Source organism: Gilliamella sp. Nev6-6 (genome assembly GCF_001690605.1).
Lineage (GTDB): Bacteria > Pseudomonadota > Gammaproteobacteria > Enterobacterales > Orbaceae > Gilliamella > Gilliamella apicola_C.
The window spans coordinates 1-16,506 of sequence record NZ_LZHP01000022.1 but is presented as its reverse complement, the minus strand read 5'-3'; the positions used below and the strand labels follow the sequence as shown (position 1 = coordinate 16,506).

Sequence of the window (16,506 nt, the reverse complement as noted above, 5' to 3'; positions counted from 1 at the left end):
TAATGGTGATTGATAATCTAAGGTTTTTGCTGGTGAAATAATTGTTATCATAACGTATTTTGCCTATTGTATTTTGCAATAAATCGGGCTATTTTACATCTAATTCAACCCAAAGGAGTAGCAAAATGAACGTAGATAAACAAGAAATGCACGATATCAAAGCTTGGCCTACTATTCGTGAAATATTTTTTGAAATTGTCGGCGCTATTTTTGAATTTTTTATAGGGGGATTTTAGTTGAGTTAATAAATTGAGAAAGCGTATAATTTTGGGTTAATAATGGTGATTGATAATCTAAGGTTTTTGCTGGTGAAATAATTGTTATCATAACGTATTTTGCCTATTGTATTTTGCAATAAATCGGGCTATTTTACATCTAATTCAACCCAAAGGAGTAGCAAAAATGAACGTAGATAAACAAGAAATGCACGATATCAAAGCTTGGGCTACTATTCGTGAAACATCTATTGAAATTGCCGAAGCTATTTTTGAATTAGCCAATAATGACGAAACTTTAGCTGAGCAGATTTGGTCAGAAGGGAGTGATGAAGTTTTAAAGCTCGCTTTTGCTAAAACTAAAGCTGATAGGCTGTTCTGGGGTGAGCAAACCATTGAACGCAAAAATATTTAGATTTTTATGAAGTTAACTTTTTTAGGAACAAGCGCAGGCTCTCCTACCGCACAACGTAACGTGAGTAGTATTGTGCTAGATGTTAGGCAAGAAAGAGGGCGCTTATGGCTTTTTGATTGCGGTGAGACAACTCAGATGCAAATGCAAAAAGCCAAATTTAGCCTTTCTAAACTTGAGATCCTCTTTTTAACACATTTACACGGTGATCACCTGTTTGGGCTACCCGGTGTTTTAACATCTCGCTCTTTAATGCAAAATCAATCATCGTTAATTTTGGTTGGTCCAAAAGGTATTAAACAATTTATCGAAACGGTCATTGAAATTAGTGATTCTTGGTTAACTTACCCGCTTAATATTATTGAGCTTGAAAAAGATTGTACCGTTTTTGAAGATAACCTGTTTCGAGTTGAAGCAAAATTATTACAACACCGCGTGCCTTGTTTTGGTTATCGTATTATTGAAAAAGATCTGCCAGCAACTTTAAATATTGATAAATTAAAGCAAGATAATATTGAGATAGGTTCTTTATATAGTGATCTTAAAAAAGGTAAAACAATCATACTTGATGATGGGCGACTAATTAATGGGTTAGACTATTTAGGTCAAATTAAAAAAGGTCGGAAATTAGCGATTTTAGGTGACACAATACCTTGTGAAGCATCGATTGAACTTGCTAAAGATGTTGATGTTCTTGTGCATGAAGCAACACAAGAACATGCTTTAGCGGATAAAGCCATTGCGCGCGGCCACTCGACAACAACACATGCCGCAACAATAGCCAAGCAAGCTAATGCTAAAAAGTTAATTATGACGCATATTAGCCCTAGATATAGTTTACATGATAATGATAAATTGGTTAGCGAAGCTAAAAATATATTTCCTAGTACCGAAATAGCCACCGATTTTTCCACGTTTGAAATTTAAACAAATTTCGCCGAAATGCTCGGCGAATAAGCTGCTGTTCTAAATACAAAAATCTTTAATTAATTGTTCTATTGTTGCTTTAGTTGGCTTTAAAAAATCTAATGAAATAAATTCATCGGGTTGATGTGCTTGTTCAATTGATCCCGGACCTAACACAATAGTTGGTGAGATTTGATTTAAGTATGGTGCTTCGGTACTATAATTCACTGTTTCGGCACTATGGCCAACTAACTTTTCAATATGCTGTAATGCCGGATGATCTTTTTTGCATTCATAACCTGGAATAGGTGTAACTTCGTATTGTATTTCAATTCGATTTGGATATCTATCTATGACAGGTTGAAGTACGTCACAAAGGGCATTATAAAGCGAATCGATATCATTATTAGGCAATACCCGAATATCAATGACCAGTTCACAACAACCACAAATACGGTTTGCTGCATCGCCTCCATGAATAACACCTAAATTTAATGTAGGATAGGGAACACTAAACCCCTCATTGTGGTACTGCTGTTTAAATTGCTGTTTCAGGATTAATAAGCGTTCAATGACTAAATGCATCACTTTGATAGCGTTAATACCTTTGTCTGGATCACTAGAATGCCCTGATTTACCAATTACTTTTATAGAATTAGAGATAAACCCTTTATGAGCACGGATGGGTATTAAAGATGTTGGCTCGCCAATAATGGTACAGTCAGGTTGAAGATTGGTGTTTTTAGCAAAAAATGATGCGCCAGCCATGGAGGTTTCTTCATCAGCGGTAGCTAAAACGTAAATTGGCTTGTTTAACTTTTTGAGATCAATATCACGTAACGCTTCTAAAATAAAAGCAAAAAAGCCTTTCATATCGGCAGTGCCTAGTCCATATAGCTTATTATCTTCTTCAGTTAGCTTAAAAGGATCTTTTGTCCATTGTCCTTCATCAAAAGGAACCGTATCACTGTGCCCACTTAGTAATAAACCGCCTTGCGTTTTATTGTCGCTGTTTGAATAAGTTGCTAGCATGTTGAATTTGTGTCGAGTATTGGGGACAGGCTGAATATCAATAGTAAAACCTAAATCTTCAAACCAAGTAGCTAACTTCTCGATAAGTGGTTGGTTAGAATAATCCAATTTTTCGTTAGTGACATTACTAATTGTCGGGGTAGAGACAAGTTCGTTATACAGTGTTAAAAAAGAAGGGATAGCCATAAAATTACCTTTAAATATTACCTTTAAATAATAGCTTGAAAACATATATTTTTACATGCTGTAAGCATAACATTTACATTATCATTTGCCTATAAATTACCATTCTTTTCAATCGGTATTTTATATATAGGATCATTAATTATCAGTAAAGTTATTCCAAATAAAGTAATATGTGTTAATAAATAAAACACACATAATGATGAAAAAGCTACTGCTAAACTTTTAATAAGATAGCTTATTATTGCTAAATAAACATATTGATCATATGCTCAGGAAACAAGAAAATATCAAAAAATCCCCAGATAATGTCATTTTAATTGCTAATAAAATAGGTTATTTAGCTTGTCAACTACCAACCTAAATAGCTAGAAATACGCTTTAAAATAAAGAAGTGTTTATCGAAGGTAACTAATAAATTTGCCAACAGATAAGCTAAAGCGTAAAATGCCCATCCTATTTTGCTTAACCTATTACGAATAAGTAATACTGACTTGAAATCAGAGGCATTTTTTAATGACAACTTTATATGCAAAACCAGAGCTACTTTCGCCAGCTGGTTCCCTTAAAAATATGCGTTACGCTTTTGCTTATGGCGCAGATGCCGTTTATGCTGGTCAACCTCGCTACAGCCTACGTGTTCGCAATAACGAATTTAATCATGAAAATTTGGCAATTGGCATCAACAAAGCCCATGCCCAAGGCAAAAAGTTTTATGTGGTAGTTAATATTGCCCCACATAACTCTAAATTAAAAACCTTTATTCGTGATTTAGAGCCTATTGTAAACATGAAACCCGATGCTTTTATTATGTCTGATCCTGGGTTAATTATGTTAGTTCGTGAACATTTCCCTGAAATGGAAATCCATTTATCGGTGCAATCTAATGCAGTTAACTGGGCTACAGTAAAATTTTGGCACCAGATGGGCTTAACCCGAGTTGTATTATCCCGAGAATTATCACTTGATGAAATTGCTGAAATTCGTGAAAAAGTGCCCGAAATGGAATTAGAAGTATTTATTCATGGAGCGCTATGTATGGCATACTCTGGTCGATGTTTACTTTCTGGTTATATTAACAAACGTGATTCCAATCAAGGTACGTGCACTAATGCATGTCGTTGGGAATATAAGGTTGCTGAAGGCAAAGAAGACGAAGTTGGTCAAATTGTACATAAATGTGAGCCCATCCCAGTGCAACAAGTAGAGCCAACATTAGGTATTGGGCAGACCACAAATAAAGTATTCATGCTTGAAGAGTCTGGGCGCCCAGGCGAATATATGCAAGCTTTTGAAGATGAGCATGGCACTTATATTATGAACTCAAAGGATTTAAGAGCGGTTGAGTTAGTAGGCGACCTGACTAAAATTGGTGTACATTCACTCAAAATTGAAGGCCGAACAAAATCTTTTTATTATTGTGCAAGAACAGCACAAGTGTATCGCCAAGCGATTGATGCCGCGAGTGAGGGTAAACCTTTTGATCCTCATTTGTTACAAGAACTCAATGCACTTGCTCATCGCGGTTATACCGAGGGTTTTTTACGTCGCCATAAGCATGAAGAAATGCAAAACTATGAACATAGTCATTCAGTATCTGATAGACAACAATTTGTGGGTGAATTTAGTGGTGAGAGATTAAATGGTCTCGCTGAAATTATTGTAAAAAATAAATTTTCTGTCGGCGATAGTGTTGAAATGATGACCCCAAAGGGCAATACCACTTTTATTATTGAACGTATGGAAAATAGAAAAGGGCAACCAGTGCCAGCAGGACTTGGCGATGGTCATATTGTTTATATTCCCATTCCCGAAGATATTGATCTGAATTATGCATTATTAATGCGTAATTTTGATTAGTTAAATTTAACTTAATACCAAAGCGCAGTATAGCTATTGCGCTTTTGTTTTTATGTATTAAGAGGATATGAAAATGGATGAAAACATTTAAGAGAGCTGGCCACTGAGTTAGCTATGTAAAAAATGGTTGTAGAAAACGACTGTAGAAGACGACATCGCTAGTTTATGTTTAGTGAGTGGATTATGTCATACTCCTATAAAATATAGTAAAATAATAAAAGCTCCAAAGAAAAGTAGAGTTATATTTTTACTATATGTAATACAACAATTATGTTTAAAGGTTATTTTATTAATAAAAATCACAAAAAAGGAAAATTTTCATTATGATGCGAGTTGGATTATTTATTCTAACTAACTTAGCCGTTATGTTTGTATTTGGCATTGTTCTAAGTATCTTAGGTGTTGATTCACATAGTACGCTAGGTTTACTTATTTTTGCAGCACTATTTGGTTTTGGTGGATCTTTTATATCTCTTCTTTTATCTAAACGGATGGCTTTACGGTCAGTAGGAGGGAAAATTATTACTCAACCTAGTAATAATCAAGAACAGTGGTTACTTGATGTTGTTCGCCGTTTATCAACCGAGCTTAATATAAAAATGCCAGATGTTGCTATCTATCATGCTCAAGATGTTAATGCTTTTGCAACTGGTGCCACCAAAAATAGTTCTCTTGTTGCAGTAAGTTCTGGTTTATTAAACACAATGACTCAAGATGAGGCAGAAGCGGTCATTGGTCATGAAATGAGTCATGTTGCTAATGGCGACATGGTTACAATGACTTTATTACAAGGTGTACTTAATACTTTTGTTATTTTTATTTCAAGAATGTTAGCATCTGTTGTAGCTCAAGCATTGGATGATCGTAATCGTGGTTTATCACAGTTAACCTATTTCTTGATAGTTATGGTTTTTGAAACTGTATTTGGTATTTTAGCAAGCCTTATCGCAATGTGGTTTTCTCGTTATCGAGAATTTCATGCTGATGCTGGTTCGGCTAAATTAGTAGGCAGTACAAAAATGATTGCTGCGTTAGAAAAACTAAAAACCAGCCATGAACCAAGTGAAGATACTTCAATTCTGGCATTTTGTATTAATGGTGCAAAAAAAGCGAAATTTTCTGAATTGTTTATGTCTCATCCACCATTAGAAAAACGAATCAAGGCTTTACAGAATAGGACTTACCAAAACTAATCATTCTATAACAAAAATTATATACAAACGTACAATTATCTGAAAGCTTTTGACAAGCATTATTAAATTAACAATAATGCTTGTCAAATAAAGAACAGAGCGCCTATTAATCCCATTGTCAAAAGAGTTTAGAATGCCATCCTATCATAATGCTAAAAATGAATTAGAATTACTTAGTCCTGCCAAAAATATTGAAATTGCACAGCAGGCTATTTTACACGGCGCAGATGCAGTATATATCGGTGGACCAAGCTTTGGTGCTAGGCATAATGCAGGGAATTCTGTTAGCGATATTGCCCAGTTAGTTGAATTTGCTCATCGTTATTATGCAAAAGTGTTTGTAACCTTAAACACCATTCTTCACGATAATGAGCTTGAACCAGCAAGACAACTCATACGGCAATTTTATGATGCGGGGGTTGATGCATTAATTGTACAAGATATGGGAATTTTGAATATGGATATACCTCCCATTGATTTACATGCTAGTACTCAAATGGATATTAGAACACCAGAAAAAGCAAAATTTTTATCTGATGTTGGATTTTCACAAATAGTTTTAGCACGAGAACTTAATTTAACTCAAATATCTGAAATTAATAAAAAAATTGATTCGAAAATAGAATTTTTTATTCATGGAGCACTTTGTGTGGCTTTTTCAGGTCAATGTTATATTTCTCATGCACAAACAGGGCGCAGTGCTAATCGAGGAGATTGCTCTCAAGCTTGTCGCTTACCTTTTACTTTAAAAGATGACCAAGGTCGTATTGTTGCTTACGAAAAACATTTATTATCAATGAAAGATAATAATCAATCGGATAATCTAATGGAATTAATTCAAGCTGGTGTTAGATCATTCAAAATAGAAGGGCGCTATAAAGACTTAAGTTATGTAAAAAATATTACAGCATTTTATCGCCAAAAATTAGATAATATTTTAGCTAAATCATCAAATTTCTTACCTGCATCAAGTGGTCGTACAGAGCACTTTTTTACACCAGATCCCAACCGAACATTTCATCGAGGAAGCACTGATTATTTTATAAACGGTAGAAAGCCTGATATAGGCGCCTTCAATTCACCTAAATTTATTGGCTTGCAGGTTGGTGAGATAACTAAAGTTACATCTAAAACTATCGATATCAGATCCGAGAAAATATTAACTAATGGTGATGGTTTAAATGTACTGATAAAAAGAGAAATTTTTGGATTTAGAGCTGACAAAGTAGAGAAACTTTCGGCTAATCAATACCGCATTTACCCAAATGAAATTCCCAAACCACTTTTTTCCGTTAAACTACCTTATATGGTCAATCGGAATCTCGATCATATGTGGCAGCAAAATTTATTGAAAGAAACAAGTAATCGTCGCATAGGTGTATCATTTGAATTACATAATATTGAAGGAGGTATTGAATTAATAGCAAAAAGTGAAGAGGGTATTTTTGTTGAATTAGCATTAAAGGATGAATTTGATCTTGCAGAACAACCAGATAAATTTGTGAAAAATATTAGAGATAACTTATCTAAAATAGGGCAAACAATATATCGCTTAATTGAATTTAAAATGAATTTGTCAAAAATTTATTTTATTCCAAGTAGCCGACTAAATCAATTTAGAAGAGAAATTATCGATAATTTAACCACAGCTAGATTAGCCAATTATCATTGTAAGACACGTAAGCCAGAATTAAAACCAACACCAATTTACCCAGAGACACACTTAAGTTACTTAGCCAATGTATATAACCATAAAGCTAAGGAATTTTATGCACAACATGGCGTAAAATTAATTGAAAGTGCGTATGAAGCACACGAAATAAAAGATGATGTCCCACTAATGATAACGAAACATTGTTTACGATTTGCGTTTAATTTATGTCCAAAACAAGCAAAAGGAATCCAAGGAGTAAAAACCAAAGTAACGCCAATGAAATTGATTCAAAACAATGAAGAATTATTATTAAAGTTCAATTGTAAAGCTTGTGAAATGCAAGTTTGGGGAAAAATCAAAAGCCACATCTTAAAAAACCGTTACCTGGTAGTGATGTTATTTTTATGACAAAGAATTAAATTACTGCTATATATTATTTATGGATTACCAAATAGCCACAACCGATAAATTAATTGATCGCCTGTACGCATGTAAGGGAAAAATAGAATTAGTTAATATGATTAGTGAAAACGTGAACCAAAATCAAATAGGCCATTTACCTATCAACACACTTTATTAGCAACTTAGCAACATAAAACCTGTTTAAGTGGCACCAAGCCAGATACAAAGGCGATGAGGTGGCAGAAAGTACCGTTTAACTTTATCTTTCAATTCACAATAACACTATTTAACATAATATACATTATGCGTACCACGATAAACGTACGTAAAACTAGACGATGAAACCTGTATAATCATGACCTCAATTTAAAAAAACACGATTTACCAGTAAAATGTTAAATTAATCAATCTACTAACAAATTAACAAAAATAAATAATCATTAAAATCAATACGTTACAATAATGTATATTATGTTAAATAGTGTTATTGTGAATTGAAAGATAAAGTTAATCGTAATTATCACCTATTATTAGATATTTTTTAAATATAATTAATGAACAATTGTTATTTTATTATAAAATATGATAACCTGCTCGTTTGATAAACTATAATTATTCTATTTAGTCAATATGCAAAATATTTTTAAGGCATTACGTTCAAACAGTTATTCTGTTCAATGTGAATTATGTAGTATAAGCTCTCTTTGTCTTCCCGCGTTACTTAACAATAATTTAGATAATGTATTAGAGCGTAAAATGTCTTATGCCAAAGATGAAATTATGGTTAAAGCAAACACACCATTTACTAAATTTTATATTATTCATTCTGGTGCATTAAAGACTTTTGTTACAACGCCTGATAATCATCAGCAAATTAATGGATTTTATTTACCTGGCGACATTGTTGGTTTAGATTCAATTTCAACAAAATTATATAACAACAATATCCAAGCGCTTTGCAATACACTTGTTTGCCAGCTTAATTATGATGAATTGATGTCGCTGGTTGATCACCAAAAAGATATTAGAGAAATGGTACTTAATTTACTAAGTTCTGATATTTATAATTATCAAAAATTAGTACTTTGTTATTCTCAGAAAAAAGCCGATGAGCGATTAGCAACCTTTATATATTCACTTTATCAACGTTACAAACAAAGAGGTCATTCTTCATTAAATATTAAACTTATGATGAGCCGAGCCGATATTTCTAATTATTTGGGCTTAACAGTTGAAACCGTTAGTAGAAATTTATCAAAGCTTCAAGAACAAAATATTTTATCAGTTAAAGGAAAACATATATTTATTAAAGATTTAAATGCTTTGATGGATTTAGGCAAATAAATTTATTTATGTTAAAATAATCACAATAATTTATTGTAAGGTCTTAATATATGACAAGTTTAAAGAAAACATTTATTGCAGTAACTTTGGCTCTCACCCCTATTTCTTCATTTGCTGCCCAACAGTTAACTGAACAGCAGGCTAAAGATCTGCAGTCGTTTAAAAGCATAACTATCCGAGGGGCATTTTATACTGATAATGATTATGTTTTAGCTATGTCAAAAGCGGCAGATAAAGAAGGTGCCGCTTCTTTCTTTATAACAACAACCAATATCAGCCCGTCTAATGATACTTTACGTATTGTTTACGCTAAGCTATATAAAGCAGATGCAGCTAAAGCTGAAGAAAAAGCCGAAAATTTACGTAAATTCGAAGGAGTATATGAATATCCAAAATCTAAAGCAATCCGTTTAGAGCCTTTCAATATTGTACGAATTCGTGGATATTTTCCTAGTGAATATGATATAAACCAAGCAATTGCCAAAGAAGCCTCAGCAAAAGGTGCTTATGCCTATTATATCGACTCACGTAGCGAGCTTGGTAGCAATCTACAAATTGCTGCTTATTTGTTTAAGAAAGATGCACCAGAACGTAAACTTCAACCTGAAGACGCAATTCCATATGATTCTGAGGCTGGCCAACTCGCTCTTGCACAAGGCGGAGATGCGGCTATGCAAGTGGAAAAACCGGGATATTATTCTCCTTCAGCTTTTAATGAAAAATTTTATGCCGATAAATTTAATAATAAAGTAAAAGTTATTAGTGAACCAGTAAATAATACAAAAACATCTACAGTAAACAGCACATCTACATCTGAAGTTACAGCAGTGACGACAGAACCTCAACGCATAAATCGTTACACTGTAACGTTATCAGATGGGCGTAAAATTCAAGAATTAAATGATGCAACTGCGGCTAAAATGGTTGCCTTTGATACAATCAAATTTAGAGGCTACTATGTGACTGATCAGGAAATTTCTTATCAAGCAGGTAAACGCGCTATTGATGCTGGTGCTAAATATTATCATATCTCTCGAGTAGCCCATGACTCTAATGGGCCGAACATCACTGTTTTCGTTGATCTTTATCGATAGCTTATATCAATAAATGGGCGCATTTCATTGCGCCCTACTTTTCTATCAAACAACATTACTTAGCTAACTAACCGCTATAATTCAGATTTGGCTTTGTCGATTTGTTGTTCAATGCGTTTTGCGGAGATTGGATACGGAGTACCAAGTTGCTGAGCAAATAGATTCACTCTTAGCTCTTCAATCATCCAACGGATTTTTATTACTTCTTCTTGCGATTTTGAATTTTCTGGCAAACTATTCACCCACGTTACATATTGCTTTTCAACCGTTTCTATGATGTTCAGCGATTGCTTATCTTTGGTAAAATTTACCATTAGTTTTTCAATTCTTTTTTCAATTGCGGATAAATAACGATTAATATCTGGTAGCCGTTTATAACCTGATTTTGCAACAAACCCTTTATAAACAAGGTGATCAAGTTGTTTTTTGATATCAGATAAAGAAAAGGCTAATGATAAATCAATGCGACCTTTTAGTTTTTTATTGATGTTATTATATAAAACCAAAATGGACTCAACCTGTTTTGCAATATCAACCACAGTTTCATTAATATTGCCTTTGGTATAATTTAACAATGACTGATAATTATCTCGATTTTGAATGATCTGATTATTTTTTTCAATCAAATAGTCAACAGCACAAGCAATGCAATCGTCAATTAAACTAAGCACCGTGCCAAAAGCATTAAAATACAAGCTTAATTTAGATTTATTCGGCAATTTTTCATGTAAATATTTAATTGGTGATGGTATGTTAAGTATAAGTAGACGTCTTAATCCTAGTTTAGTTAGTCTTTGTTGCTCATATTGATTATCGATTAATTTAATGCTTACTGAATTTTGGTTATCAATGATTGCAGGGTAAGCTTTAATAGTGTAATTTTTATGAGTTTCTTCATACACACTTGGTAACAAATCAAAAGTCCAATCAGTTAAATCATTCTGTTCAATTTGAACTGTCTTTTGGGTTGTTAACGACGATAATGCCTGTTGAATTTCGTTTTTAAGCTGTTCTTTTAGCAAAATTAGATCTTTACTTGAAGCAATTTCTTTGTTGTTATTATCAACAATGCTAAAAGTTATTTTCAAATAGTCGGGGATTTGATCTAGTTGCCAATCTTCAGTGGTAATTTTTACTCCTGTCATTTTGTGAAATTCAGTTTCTAAACTTTCTAACAAAGATTGGCCTGTCGAAATAGCTCTACGTAAAAACGCATCAGCATAGTTCGGCGCAGGGACAAGATTTCGACGCAATGATTTCGGTAATGATTTAATTAATGCAATGATTAAATCTTTTCGGAAACCAGGTACTTGCCAATCAAACCCTCTATTTTTGATCTGATTTAATAAATTAAGAGGTATCTTAATTGTGACACCGTCACGATTATGCCCTATATCGAATTGGTAACTGAGTGCTAATTTTAGATTGCCTTGGTGCCAAAAATCAGGAAAATCATTTAAATTAACTAATTCTGCCGACTGTTTGATCAACATCTTTTTCTCAACACTAAGAAAATCAGGATCAGATTTTTGTTTTTGTTTCCACCAAGTATCAAAGTGTTTAGATGAAATAACGGATTTATCAATTCGTTTATCATAAAAATCAAAAAGTTCATCATCATCGATTAAAATATTTTGTCGGCGAGACTTATGTTCAAGATCTTCAACTTCGCTGATTAATTTTTGGTTCTTTTTATAAAACTGATGACGAGTAAACCAGTCTCCCTCAACTAAAGCATGACGAATAAATAAAGAGCGACTTAACACAGGATCAATTTTACTATAATTTACTATTCGGCTAGCAACAATAGGCAAGCCAAACAAAGTCACTTTTTCATTTGCTATAGTCGTTCCCTGCTTTTTTGACCATCTCGGCTCGTTATAACTGTATTTCACCAAATGTTTAGCTATAGGCTCAATCCATTCTGCTTCAATTTTTGCTACGACCCTTCCCCATAGTCGGCTGGTTTCTACCAGTTCACTAGCAATACACCATTTTGGCTGATTTTTGAAAAGAGCCGAATTAGGAAAAATGGCAAATTTAATATTACGCGCCCCAATATACTCATGCTTTTCAAGTTCTTTCATTCCAACATGAGATAGTAAACCACTTAGTAACGATATATGTAATGAACGATAATCTGCTGTATTGCTATTAATTGGAAACGCTAATTGTTTTATCGTTTGCCTAATTTGTGTATAGACATCTTGCCACTCTCGAATACGGAGATAATTTAAAAACTCTTTTTGACATAATCGCCTAAATTGGTTACCAGATAATATATTTTGTTGCTCTTTAATATAATTCCATAAATTAATCAAAGAAATAAAATCAGAATCCTTGTCAACAAAACGACGATGTTTTTCATCTGAGGCTTGTTGCTTATCAAAAGGTCTTTCTCTTGGATCTTGAATTGACAAAGCCGCAGTAATTATCATTATTTCTTTAGTACAGCCTAATCGCTTTGCTTCAAACAACATTCTGGCCAACCTTGGATCGATAGGAAGCTGAGCTAAAGTTTTCCCTATTTCGGTTAAATGATATCGATTATGTTTGGTATGAATTGCACCAAGCTCTTCTAATAAACGAATGCCATCACGAATATATTTTGAATCGGGTGCTTCAACAAAAGGAAACGCTGCAATATCGCCTAAACCGAGTGAAGTCATTTGCAATATAACTGAAGCTAAATTGGTGCGTAAAATTTCAGGATCGGTAAATTCGGGGCGAGATAAGAAATCGTGCTCATCATATAAACGAATACAGATACCATCTGAAGTTCGCCCACATCGGCCTTTTCGTTGGTTAGCTGATGCTTGAGATATTGGCTCAATTGGCAATCGCTGAACTTTAGTACGATAGCTATAACGACTAATTCTAGCTAAACCAGGATCGATAACATATTTTATTCCTGGTACTGTTAACGATGTTTCCGCCACATTGGTAGCAAGAACGATTCTCCTTTTTGTGTGGGGCTGAAAAATACGATTTTGTTCTGCTGTAGATAGTCTTGCATATAATGGTAAAATATCAGTATGGCGAAGATCTAATTTATTAAGCGTATCAGCAAGATCTCGTATTTCTCTTTCACCTGTTAAAAAAACTAATATATCACCTGCGCTTTCGGTTGATAGCTCATCAATTGCATCAATAATGGGTTGAAAATCATTATTTTTATCGCTATAGCTTTCATTTTCATTTAATGCTAGAGGACGATATCTTACTTCAACAGGAAAAGTACGGCCCGATACTTCAATAATCGGCGCTTGATTAAAATGTTTAGAAAAACGTTCTACATCAATAGTTGCTGATGTTATTATGACTTTCAAATCGGGACGTTTAGGTAATAGCTGTTTTAAATATCCTAAAATAAAATCAATGTTTAAGCTGCGTTCGTGCGCTTCATCAATAATAATAGTATCATATTGCAATAAAAGTCTATCTTTTTGAATTTCTGCAAGTAATATACCATCAGTCATTAATTTAATCAGAGTCGTTTCACTAACGTGATCAGAAAATCTCACTTTGAAGCCAACTAATTGTCCGATTTCTGTCTTCAACTCTTCGGCTATACGATTAGCCACAGAACGTGCAGCTAAACGCCGTGGTTGAGTATGGCCTATAAATCCTTTGACCCCTAACCCCAATTCTAAGCAGATCTTAGGTATCTGGGTGGTTTTTCCCGAGCCTGTTTCGCCAGCAATAATAACGACTTGATGATGCTTAATTGCATCATAAATTGCTTGTTTTTTTTCAACAACAGGTAAATTAGCTGGAAAATTAATTTTTTGGGGTAACAACGCTACTCTAGCTTGGTAATGTAAAATAGCACTTTGTATATTGGCATCTATATCAGCTATAGTTTGACTTTTTTGGGCTAGTTTAATAATTTTATGCTTATCTAAAAAAGTCATTGTATCAAGATCTTTTAGTTGTTTTTGCGTTAACATAGAGACCAAATATTTTATTTAAAGTAAAACTTAACTTCAATTATAGCAAATTTAACCTATTAGTAGGAGTTCAAATGAAAAAAACGTTATTGCTAATTTCACTATTTTCTTCTTTGCTTATGTATGGTTGTAATGAATCAAAGAAAATACAAGATACCGATCTTATGCATCACCGTTTTGTGCTCACTAAAGCAAATGGCCAAGATATCTCTTTAGATGATCAAGCTGACATTATATTTGGTGAAAAGATGACTATAACAGGCAAAATGTGTAATCAGTTTTCTAGCCAGGTTACTTTGGATAGCGATAACATTAAAGGTTCAGGTGTTATAATGACTAAAATACTTTGTAATGATGAACAATTAAACCAATTAGACTATATCATTGAACAGTTAATAGTTAATGGCGCAAAGATCGATTTAACCAATAATCAATTAATCTTAAAAAATGAAAAAAATGAGCTGATTTACCAACTTAAAGATTTAATGTAATTCAAACATTTTATTGGCTTGATACTGTGGCTGAAATGCATCTATCTAGTGGCTATAATTAGTTTATTTTATAAGCAAAAATATGTATGATATAAAAAACTTTATTTAAAATACTGTTAAGAATATAATAAGGGTAATTTTTAAAGGATTTAACTTATTGATGAAATTATCATACTCTTCAGATATTTTAGGTGACTTTTGTAGCTGTTTAAAGCTACAAAAAGTACTTTTAGCCTATCTTACCAATGCCTTGTCATTGGTTTTTTTTTGCATAACGTTGATTTATCGAATTTTTAAATTAAAACATTAACATTAACATTAAATAAATTACTAAGTAGATACTATTATGAAAAAGACAAAAATTGTTTGTACTATCGGACCAAAATCTGAATCAAAAGAAATGTTAGCAAAACTATTAAACGCAGGAATGAATGTTATGCGTTTAAACTTTTCTCATGGTGATTATGAGGAACATGGTAACCGTATTAAAAACTTACGAGAAGTAATGCAGGAAACTGGTTTAAAAGCAGCAATTATGTTAGATACCAAAGGACCTGAGATCCGCACCATTAAATTAGAAGGCGGTAATGATGTATCACTTGTTGCAGGCCAAACTTTCACTTTTACAACCGATAAAAGTGTCATTGGAAATGCCGAACGAGTTGCAGTGACCTATGATGGCTTTGCGCATGATCTTAAGCCTGGTAATCGTGTACTTGTTGATGACGGTTTGATTGCTATGGATGTTAAAGAAATCAAAGGTAATGAAGTTATCTGTACGGTTTTAAACAATGGTGATCTTGGTGAAAATAAAGGTATTAATTTACCCGGCGTCTCAATTAAGTTACCAGCCCTTGCAGAAAAGGATAAAAACGACCTGATTTTTGGTTGCGAGCAAGGCGTTGACTTTATTGCTGCATCATTTATTCGTAAGCGTTCGGATGTCGAAGATATTCGCGCACACTTAAAAGCCCATGGTGGCGAGGATATTAAGATCATCTCAAAAATCGAAAACCAAGAAGGTTTAGATAATTTTGATGAGATTCTTGAAGCTTCCGATGGTATTATGGTGGCTCGTGGCGATCTAGGTGTGGAAATTGCTGTTGAAGAAGTTATTTTTGCTCAAAAAATGATGATCAAAAAATGTAATAAAGCATCTAAACCTGTTATTACAGCAACACAAATGCTTGATTCAATGATTAAAAACCCTCGCCCTACTCGTGCCGAAGCTGGCGATGTGGCTAATGCAATTATTGATGGTACGGATGCTGTTATGCTTTCTGGTGAAAGTGCTAAAGGTAAATACCCTTTAGAAACAGTCAATGTCATGGCAACTATCTGTAAACGTACTGATGGCACAATTCCAGCGTCATTAGAATTAACATCAAAAGAAGAAAAATTACGTATAACAGCAGCTGTTTGCTGTGGTGCTGTAGAAATCGCTGAGCGTCTAAATGCCCCACTTATTGTTGTTGCAACCCGTAGTGGTAAATCAGCTCGAGAAGTTCGCCATTATTTCCCAAAAGCTCGTATTTTAGCATTATCATCTAGCCAAAAAACAGTTAATCAGTTAGCGGTCACCAAAGGTGTAGAGCCTATTTTAATTGATTCAATCAACTCAACTGATGATTTTTATCGCTTAGGTAAAGAGATGGCAGTAAAAGTATGCGGTTTACAACAAGGTGATATTATCGTTATGGTTTCAGGCGCTTTAGTTCCAAGCGGCACCACTAATACAACTTCTGTTCATCGTATTTAAAAATTAAATTT

General features: G+C 33.6%; 10 protein-coding genes and 1 pseudogene. 9 read left to right on the top strand and 2 right to left on the bottom strand.

All coding sequences use genetic code 11. The features are described from left to right. The first annotated feature begins 402 nt into the window (after positions 1-402). Positions 403-630, top strand: a complete 228-nt coding sequence (locus A9G42_RS04355) for a YccJ family protein (protein WP_065652393.1) — start codon at positions 403-405, stop codon at positions 628-630. A 6-nt stretch (positions 631-636) separates the two neighbouring features. Continuing rightward, positions 637-1,554 carry a ribonuclease Z gene (gene rnz, locus A9G42_RS04350; RefSeq protein ID WP_065652745.1) on the top strand — a complete coding sequence of 306 codons (918 nt, stop codon included), beginning with the start codon at positions 637-639 and terminating at the stop codon, positions 1,552-1,554. Positions 1,555-1,593: 39 nt separating this feature from the next. On the opposite strand, the gene argE is transcribed toward rnz, so the two are convergent. After that, entirely contained in the window at positions 1,594-2,751 is a 1,158-nt protein-coding gene (argE, locus tag A9G42_RS04345; protein ID WP_065652744.1) for an acetylornithine deacetylase, read from the bottom strand. 513 nt (positions 2,752-3,264) lie between these two features. Between argE and trhP the strand changes: the two genes are divergently transcribed. The 5 genes and pseudogenes from trhP (at position 3,265) to A9G42_RS04320 (ending at position 10,295) form a co-directional block, all read left to right on the top strand. Further along, positions 3,265-4,608, top strand: coding sequence for a prephenate-dependent tRNA uridine(34) hydroxylase TrhP (trhP, locus tag A9G42_RS04340; RefSeq protein ID WP_065652743.1), 1,344 nt, complete (start codon positions 3,265-3,267; stop codon positions 4,606-4,608). Between the two features lie 323 nt (positions 4,609-4,931). Next, a complete protein-coding gene (gene htpX, locus A9G42_RS04335; RefSeq protein WP_065652742.1) occupies positions 4,932-5,801 on the top strand; it encodes a protease HtpX in 870 nt (289 codons plus the stop codon). Between the two features lie 133 nt (positions 5,802-5,934). Next, positions 5,935-7,874, top strand: a pseudogene (locus A9G42_RS04330) (peptidase U32 family protein). 613 nt (positions 7,875-8,487) lie between these two features. Continuing rightward, the gene (locus A9G42_RS04325) at positions 8,488-9,201 is read left to right on the top strand and encodes a helix-turn-helix domain-containing protein (RefSeq protein WP_065652741.1); all 714 of its coding nucleotides are present in this window, start codon (positions 8,488-8,490) and stop codon (positions 9,199-9,201) included. A gap of 50 nt (positions 9,202-9,251) precedes the next feature. Beyond that, positions 9,252-10,295 (top strand): YdgH/BhsA/McbA-like domain containing protein, encoded by a 1,044-nt coding sequence (locus A9G42_RS04320; RefSeq protein ID WP_065587812.1) that lies wholly within the window; start codon positions 9,252-9,254, stop codon positions 10,293-10,295. Positions 10,296-10,369: 74 nt separating this feature from the next. Here the strand turns inward: A9G42_RS04320 and hrpA are convergent, their stop codons facing one another. Continuing rightward, positions 10,370-14,245: an ATP-dependent RNA helicase HrpA gene (hrpA, locus tag A9G42_RS04315; RefSeq protein ID WP_065652740.1), complete on the bottom strand. Its 3,876-nt coding sequence runs from the start codon at positions 14,243-14,245 to the stop codon at positions 10,370-10,372. Between the two features lie 74 nt (positions 14,246-14,319). Here hrpA and A9G42_RS04310 point away from each other — a divergent pair, with 74 nt between their 5' ends. Further along, a complete protein-coding gene (locus tag A9G42_RS04310; RefSeq protein WP_065582667.1) occupies positions 14,320-14,736 on the top strand; it encodes an META domain-containing protein in 417 nt (138 codons plus the stop codon). A 346-nt stretch (positions 14,737-15,082) separates the two neighbouring features. Next, a complete protein-coding gene (pykF, locus tag A9G42_RS04305; protein WP_065579392.1) occupies positions 15,083-16,495 on the top strand; it encodes a pyruvate kinase PykF in 1,413 nt (470 codons plus the stop codon). Positions 16,496-16,506: the final 11 nt, after the last annotated feature.